This window comes from Escherichia sp. MOD1-EC7003, from assembly GCF_002965065.1.
In the GTDB taxonomy this organism is placed as follows: domain Bacteria; phylum Pseudomonadota; class Gammaproteobacteria; order Enterobacterales; family Enterobacteriaceae; genus Escherichia.
Genome location: NZ_PTRE01000122.1, coordinates 1 through 7430, shown reverse-complemented (window position 1 = coordinate 7430; position 7430 = coordinate 1). Strand labels below are relative to the sequence as shown.

Sequence of the window (7430 nt, the reverse complement as noted above, 5' to 3'; positions counted from 1 at the left end):
TGAATTAGCTCGATTTGGTAGGCCGGATAAGGCGTTTACGCCGCATCCGGCGGTTATATGACGATGCCTGATGCGACGCTGGCGCGTCTTATCATGCCGACATGGCATCTGCAATATATTGAATTCGCTCGATTTGGTAGGCCGGATAAGGCGTTTACGCCGCATCCGGCGGTTATATGACGATGCCTGATGCGACGCTGACGCGTCTTATCATGCCGACATGGCACCTGCAATATATTGAATTAGCTCGATTTGGTAGGCCGGATAAGGCGTTTACGCCGCATCCGGCGGTTATATGACGATGCCTGATGCGACGCTGGCGCGTCTTATCATGCCTACATGACACCTGCAATATATTGGATTAGCTCGATTTGGTAGGCCGGATAAGGCGTTTACGCCGCATCCGGCGGTTATATGACGATACCTGATGCGACGCTGGCGCGTCTTATCATGCCAACATGGCACCTGCAATATATTGAATTAGCTCGATTTGGTAGGCCGGATAAGGCGTTTACGCCGCATCCGGCGGTTATATGACGATGCCTGGTGCGACGCTGGCGCGTCTTATCATGCCGACATGGCACCTGCAATATATTGGATTAGCTCGATTTGGTAGGCCGGATAAGGCGTTTACGCCGCATCCGGCGGTTATATGACGATGCCTGATGCGACGCTGGCGCGTCTTATCATGCCGACATGGTATCTGCAATATATTGAATTCGCTCGATTTGGTAGGCCGGATAAGGTGTTTACGTCGCATCCGGCGGTTATATGACGATGCCTGATGCGACGCTGGCGCGTCTTATCAGGCCTACAAACCTGCACAGCATCGCATTTCAACGGAAAATCAATACAACAACGCATACAGCTGGCGGCGATACTTCGACGCCAGTGCATCACCCGTACCCAGAGCAGCGAGGATCTCCTGGAACGTTTTACGCGTCTGACCGTCTGCGGCGGTGAGATCTTTACGCAGATGCCCGAACAGCAACTCCAGCGCCTCTTCATTACGCCCAACCTGATGCAGTTGCAGCGCCAGTTGCGTCGCCAGTGCGGCATCTTCTGGATTCTCTGCCACCTGCTGTTGCAACTGTTGAATTTCCGGCGTATCTGCCGCCTGCTTCAACAGTTCGATTTGCGCCACCAGCCCCTGGTAGCGGGTATCCTGATCCTGCAACGGAATGGTTTTCAGCACGGATTCTGCATCTTCAGAACGGTTCAGCGCAATCAGCGTTTCTGCTAACAGCAGGCCGATCTCCCCATTCTGATTCGACAACTGCCAGGCGTCTTTCAGCAATGGCAGGGCATCGGTGTAATTGCCTTCCTGCATCAGTTGCATCGCCTGCTGCGCTTTCAGTTCTTCTTCGCGCGGCAGCACTTTATCCAGTAGGGCGCGGATCGCCTCTTCCGGTTGCGGTCCCTGGAAGCCGTCTACCGGTTGCCCGTTCTGGAACAGATACACGGTCGGAATCGCGCGCAGACCAAACTGCGCGGCAATCATCTGCTCCGCGTCGCAGTCCAGCTTCGCCAGAATAAATTTCTCGTTGTACTGCGCCGCAAGACTTTCCAGTATCGGGGTTAACTGCAAACAGTGCTGGCTACGTTCAGACCAAAAATAGAACAGCACCGGTGTGGTCATCGACTGTTCAAGAACCTGTTGCAGGTTAGATTCGTTAATGTTGACAATATTTTCTACGGACATGGAGTCGCTCTCTGTTGTCGATATTTTCTTTGACATGGGGGCTTAAGCGCGCGCTTCAACTCACCCCTGCAATATTTTGTCCATCATACGCCCCGGCAGCAGGCGCTTGAGTACCATTACCGCCCAGGTCACCAGCGTTACCGGATAGCGCATCTTCGGCTTCTCGCTAATAAAAGCATGGCGCACTTTGTCGACCACCGCTTCCGGCCCCAACGTAAAGCGGGCAGCGATGCCGGGATTCTCGACCGGTTTATCACTTTGGGTCTGGTTTACGTTGTCGGTAAAGCGAGTGCGAATAGGACCGGGTTCGATCAGGCTAACTTTAATTCCACTGTGGCGTAGCTCCATGCGCAGTGCGTCTGACCATGCTTCCAGCGCATATTTACTGGCCGCGTAAGCGCCGCGCCCCGGCGTGGAGATTAATCCCATCACCGATGAGGTCATCACAATACGCCCTTCACCGTGCGGCAACATAGCCGGTAACAGGCGCATGGTGAGCTGGTGTGCGCCGAAAAAGTTGGCAGAAAACTGCTGTTCCATCTGCGCACGGCTGATGGTTGAAAGGGGGCCATACATGCCGAATCCGGCATTGTTAAAGATCCCATACAGACAATTATCGGTCAGGGCGATCACTGCGTCGGCTGCGCGATCAACACTTTCTGGCGAATCCAGATCGATCAACACACCGGTGAATCCCATGCTGTTCATGCGCTCAACATCATCCGGTTTCCGGCAACCTGCCAGCACATGAAAACCCTGGCGTTTTAATTCGAGCGCGCTTTCCAGGCCAATTCCACTGGAACATCCGGTAATTAAGACCGATTTTTGCATAACTTTACCTGTCAGGATCTCCGTTGCTTTATAAGTCATGATTTACTAAAGGCTGCAACTGCTTCGCCATCCAGTCGGCAATAAACGGCTGGGCGTCGCGGTTGGGATGAATACCGTCATCCTGCATCCATTGTGGCTTGAGGTAGACCTCTTCCATAAAAAAGGGCAGCAGCGGAACATCAAACTCTTTGGCGAGTTTGGGGTAAATGGCACTAAAGGCTTCATTATAACGGCGACCATAGTTTGCAGGCAGACGTATTTGCATTAACAATGGTTCAGCGTTGGTGGCTTTGACATCCTGCAAAATCTGGCGCAGCGTTTGCTCGGTTTGTTGTGGCTGAAAACCACGCAAACCGTCATTGCCGCCCAGTTCAACCAGCACCCAGCGTGGCTGATGCTGTTTTAGCAGAGCCGGAAGGCGCGCCAGCCCTTGTTGCGAGGTGTCGCCGCTGATGCTGGCATTGACGACCGCTGTTTTACTCTGCCACTTATCATTCAATAAGGCAGGCCAGGCCGCGCTGGCAGACATTCGATACCCGGCGCTCAGGCTATCACCCAGAATCAATAACGTGTCCGCTGCGGCGGCACGGAAGGTTAACAGGACCAGGAACAGGAAGGGCAAATGCCAGCGGAAAACATTGTTGAAGTTCATCATCTTAAGAAGTCCGTCGGTCAGGGGGAGCATGAACTCTCCATCCTCACCGGAGTTGAGCTGGTTGTCAAACGTGGCGAGACCATCGCACTGGTGGGCGAGTCGGGATCGGGGAAATCAACATTACTGGCGATCCTCGCCGGGCTGGATGACGGCAGCAGTGGCGAAGTAAATCTGGTGGGACAACCGCTACATAATATGGATGAAGAAGTGCGGGCAACGTTACGCGCGAAGCACATAGGTTTTGTTTTTCAGTCATTTATGTTAATTCCTACCCTTAACGCGCTGGAAAACGTCGAGCTTCCGGCGTTGCTGCGCGGTGAGAGTAGCGCGGAAAGTCGTAACGGAGCAAAAGCGTTGCTCGAACAGTTAGGGCTGGGTAAACGTCTTGATCATCTTCCGGCACAGCTTTCCGGCGGCGAGCAGCAACGAGTGGCGCTGGCACGAGCCTTTAACGGTCGGCCTGATGTGCTGTTTGCTGATGAACCTACCGGCAACCTTGACCGCCAGACGGGTGATAAAATTGCCGATCTGCTCTTTTCCCTCAACCGTGAGCATGGCACCACGTTGATTATGGTGACCCACGACCTGCAACTGGCGGCACGCTGCGACCGCTGCTTACGGCTGGTGAACGGGCAGTTGCAGGAGGAAGCATGATTGCACGTTGGTTCTGGCGTGAATGGCGCTCGCCATCGCTATTAATTGTCTGGTTGGCGCTAAGCCTGGCGGTGGCCTGCGTGTTGGCACTGGGCAATATCAGTGATCGCATGGAGAAAGGTTTAAGCCAGCAAAGCCGTGAGTTTATGGCGGGCGATCGGGCGTTGCGCAGTTCGCGCGAAGTGCCGCAAGCGTGGCTGGAGGAAGCGCAAAAGCGCGGCCTGAAAGTTGGCAAGCAGCTGACTTTCGCCACTATGACCTTTGCAGGCGATACACCGCAACTGGCGAACGTCAAAGCGGTGGATGATATCTACCCGATGTATGGCGATCTGCAAACCAATCCCCCTGGCCTGAAACCGCAGTCGGGCAACGTATTGCTGGCCCCACGCCTGATGGCACTGCTTAACCTGAAAACGGGAGACACCATCGACGTGGGTGATGCCACGTTGCGGATTGCCGGAGAAGTAATTCAGGAGCCGGACTCTGGTTTTAACCCCTTCCAGATGGCCCCGCGTCTGATGATGAATCTGGCAGATGTCGATAAAACCGGGGCCGTGCAGCCGGGGAGCCGGGTCACCTGGCGCTATAAATTCGGTGGCAGCGAGAATCAACTCGACGGCTATGAGAAATGGCTGTTACCCCAGCTTAAACCCGAACAACGTTGGTACGGTCTGGAACAGGACGAAGGCGCGCTGGGGCGATCGATGGAACGCTCGCAGCAGTTCCTGCTGCTTTCGGCGCTTCTGACCTTGCTGCTGGCCGTGGCAGCGGTGGCGGTGGCGATGAATCATTACTGTCGCAGTCGCTACGATCTGGTGGCGATCCTCAAAACGCTGGGGGCAGGGCGAGCGCAACTGCGTAGGCTAATCGTCGGTCAGTGGTTGATGGTGCTGGTGCTTTCAGCCGTCACCGGCGGGGCGATAGGCCTGTTGTTCGAAAACGTGTTGATGGTGTTGCTCAAGCCCGTTCTGCCTGCCGCTCTACCACCTGCCAGCCTCTGGCCGTGGCTGTGGGCGCTTGGCACTATGACGGTCATCTCGCTGCTGGTGGGGCTAAGACCGTACCGCCTGTTGCTGGCAACGCAGCCTTTACGCGTGTTACGTAATGATGTGGTAGCGAACGTCTGGCCGCTGAAGTTTTATCTGCCGATTGTCAGTGTGGTGGTTGTGCTGCTGCTCGCTGGACTGATGGGCGGCAGTATGCTGCTCTGGGCGGTGCTGGCGGGTGCGGTAGTACTGGCTTTGTTGTGCGGTGTGCTGGGCTGGATGCTGCTGAATGTTCTTCGTCGCATGACGCTTAAATCGCTACCTCTGCGTCTGGCGGTCAGCCGCCTGTTACGTCAGCCGTGGTCAACGTTAAGCCAGCTTTCGGCATTTTCGCTCTCCTTTATGCTGTTGGCACTGCTGCTGGTGTTGCGTGGCGATCTGCTCGACCGCTGGCAACAGCAGCTACCGCCAGAAAGCCCGAACTACTTTTTAATCAACATCGCCACAGAACAGGTTACACCGTTAAAAGCGTTCCTCGCGGAACATCAGATAGTCCCGGAATCGTTTTATCCGGTGGTGCGGGCGCGGCTGACGGCGATTAACGGCAAGCCGACAGAAGGTAATGAAGATGAGGCGCTCAACCGCGAACTCAATCTCACCTGGCAAAATACGCGGCCCGATCATAATCCGATTATCGCTGGTAACTGGCCGCCAAAAGCTGATGAAGTGTCGATGGAAGAGGGGCTGGCGAAACGGTTGAACGTTGGGCTGGGTGATAGCGTCACCTTTATGGGCGATACTCAGGAGTTCCGTGCCAAAGTGACCAGCCTGCGCAAAGTGGACTGGGAAAGTCTGCGGCCTAATTTCTATTTTATTTTCCCGGAAGGGGCATTGGACGGGCAGCCGCAGAGCTGGCTTACCAGTTTCCGCTGGGAGAACGGCAACGGCATGTTGACGCAACTCAACCGCCAGTTCCCGACCATTAGCTTGTTAGACATTGGCGCGATTTTAAAACAGGTCGGCCAGGTGCTGGAGCAGGTAAGTCGGGCGCTGGAAGTGATGGTGGTGCTGGTCACCGCCTGCGGTATGTTGCTGTTGCTGGCACAGGTGCAGGTGGGAATGCGCCAGCGTCATCAGGAGCTGGTGGTGTGGCGTACACTCGGCGCGGGGAAAAAACTGTTGCGCACGACATTGTGGTGTGAGTTCGCCATGCTTGGGTTTGTTTCCGGTCTGGTGGCCGCAATTGGTGCGGAAACGGCGCTGGCGGTGCTGCAATCGAAAGTGTTTGATTTCCCGTGGGAGCCAGACTGGCGACTGTGGATTGTGCTGCCGTGTAGTGGTGCGCTACTGCTGTCGCTTTGCGGCGGCTGGCTGGGCGCACGACTGGTTAAGGGGAAGGCGCTGTTCAGGCAGTTCGCGGGGTGATGTGATAAAGCCGTTTATTTCTACCAGGTAGATAAACGGCTTTTTTATTAGCGCATCGCGTAATTAAAAAATTATATTGGTAATTTATAAAAACTTGTTATGCCCAAGCATCAATTAATATATATTGACAAATGAGATGTTTATTAAGTTTATGTTATATAATTAAAATCTATGGAATGGGTATAATCATATGGGTGACATTATATATTTACGCATTACAGGGGAACAGCAGGGTAATATTTCGTCAGAAGAACTACTCGTTGTAGGAAAATAATTTACACTGCTCTTCCAACTGGAATACCGTCGATTATCGATTAAAAAATAAGGTTTCTGCTGAAGTATCAGCGTTTAAGACGTTTAGTTTTGTTAATCGGCCGGATGAAAATTGGATCAGAACTATATACGATATGCAAGGGAGTAAACAAAATGGAATTTAATATAAAGTTAATATTTGTTTTTATTATGTGTATGATTCTTAATTTTAACGTAGCAGCGAAAGAAAAAATATCGTTGCTTGCACCCTATGATGAATGGTATTTCAATTTTTTCTACCCTAATTCCTTGCCAGCAGAAGTCACCTATGTGGAATTATTAGATACCGATGGCATCTATTATCAGTTCAGAACGCTGGATGGCACTATCCCTGTCTCAACAACAATAGGACAATGGCAGGAAAATCTTAGTGGTGGAATGACGGCATTCAATAAAGCCAAAAACCCCCCTATGTCTATCCATTTTTGCTGGGATTCACTGATTGATAAAAAAGTGTATGAAACCTGGATAACGCTGGCGGGAGAAGTCTGGAAATTGATGCTCACACCTTATTCACCACCTGGCGGTGGCAGTGAAAAGTATTATCTGCGGTATCTGTTAATCGGTCTGGCTCCGGAAGGAAAAGTACGGGTATGGCTGGAGAAACATGACAAACCCAATATTCGCCGTAAGCGTACAGCCTGAACCGTCTGGTCAGAATCTGACGAATTAGACAAAGTGGTGTCCACCAAATAAGTAGTGGGAACCAAAGTGTCAGATATGCAGAAAAATGTGACTCCCGGCAGGCGAAAAGGCTGCCCTAATTATCCTCCCGAATTTAAACAGCAGCTCGTTGCTGCCTCCTGTGAACCCGGGATATCCATCTCAAAACTTGCTCTTGAAAATGGCATTAACGCCAATCTGT

At 52.7% G+C, this 7430-nt stretch carries 6 protein-coding genes and 2 pseudogenes; 5 read left to right on the top strand and 3 right to left on the bottom strand.

Going from position 1 to position 7430, the window contains the following annotated elements; translation table 11 throughout:
- The first annotated feature begins 57 nt into the window (after nt 1-57).
- Nucleotides 58-180, top strand: a complete 123-nt coding sequence (locus A7090_RS27085; protein WP_274541180.1) for a hypothetical protein — start codon at nt 58-60, stop codon at nt 178-180.
- Nucleotides 181-847: 667 nt separating this feature from the next.
- Here A7090_RS27085 and cnoX read toward each other — a convergent pair.
- The 3 genes from cnoX to tesA are packed head-to-tail and all read right to left on the bottom strand — an operon-like array spanning nt 848 to nt 3185.
- Nucleotides 848-1702 (bottom strand): chaperedoxin, encoded by an 855-nt coding sequence (gene cnoX / locus A7090_RS19500; protein WP_105275259.1) that lies wholly within the window; start codon nt 1700-1702, stop codon nt 848-850.
- A gap of 60 nt (nt 1703-1762) precedes the next feature.
- Entirely contained in the window at nt 1763-2572 is an 810-nt protein-coding gene (ybbO, locus tag A7090_RS19495; RefSeq protein ID WP_105275258.1) for an NADP(+)-dependent aldehyde reductase, read from the bottom strand.
- On the bottom strand, nt 2562-3185 hold the full coding sequence (gene tesA, locus A7090_RS19490) for a multifunctional acyl-CoA thioesterase I/protease I/lysophospholipase L1 (RefSeq protein WP_157941484.1): 624 nt from the start codon (nt 3183-3185) through the stop codon (nt 2562-2564). Before tesA ends, ybbO begins: the two co-directional genes overlap by 11 nt.
- Between tesA and ybbA the strand changes: the two genes are divergently transcribed.
- From ybbA to A7090_RS19475, 4 genes and pseudogenes are all read left to right on the top strand, one after another.
- Complete coding sequence (gene ybbA, locus A7090_RS19485; protein ID WP_105275257.1) at nt 3156-3842, top strand: putative ABC transporter ATP-binding protein YbbA; 687 nt, start codon at nt 3156-3158, stop codon at nt 3840-3842. The genes tesA and ybbA overlap by 30 nt on opposite strands.
- On the top strand, nt 3839-6253 hold the full coding sequence (gene ybbP, locus A7090_RS19480; RefSeq protein ID WP_105275256.1) for a putative ABC transporter permease subunit YbbP: 2415 nt from the start codon (nt 3839-3841) through the stop codon (nt 6251-6253). Before ybbA ends, ybbP begins: the two co-directional genes overlap by 4 nt.
- Before the next feature lie 250 nt (nt 6254-6503).
- A pseudogene (locus A7090_RS27330) lies at nt 6504-6690 on the top strand (hypothetical protein); the annotation flags it as partial.
- A pseudogene (locus tag A7090_RS19475) lies at nt 6680-7192 on the top strand (DUF2931 family protein); the annotation flags it as partial. The pseudogenes A7090_RS27330 and A7090_RS19475, both read left to right, overlap by 11 nt.
- Nucleotides 7193-7430: the final 238 nt, after the last annotated feature.